This window comes from Dellaglioa sp. CoH-57-MRSF-22, assembly GCF_056781895.1.
The window spans coordinates 249-483 of sequence record NZ_JBXAXT010000075.1 but is presented as its reverse complement, the minus strand read 5'-3'; the positions used below and the strand labels follow the sequence as shown (position 1 = coordinate 483).

General features: G+C 54.0%; 1 protein-coding gene. It reads right to left on the bottom strand.

Annotated elements, in window-relative coordinates; translation table 11 throughout:
- Window positions 1-235, bottom strand: a 235-nt coding sequence (locus tag AC1RPR_RS08235; protein ID WP_481763471.1) for a hypothetical protein, incomplete at both ends; no start/stop codon positions are given.

The window sequence follows — 235 nt, the reverse complement described above, 5'->3', positions numbered from 1 at the left end:
CAAGCCAGTACAAGGTGTACAGGTCAGGATACTCTTCGGCAGGAGGCTCCGCGATCTGCATGATGGTGGTCGCAATCAGTCCATTGTAGTCAATGAAGGCTTCGGCCATCTCGTAGGTCTCGAAGACTTGCGCGCAACTCGGGATGAGCGAGTAGACGATACCGCTTTGGGTGCCTCCCAGAGTACCCTCGTTTATATAGTTGACGAAACCGGCGTCTTGGGCAAACAGCAGACA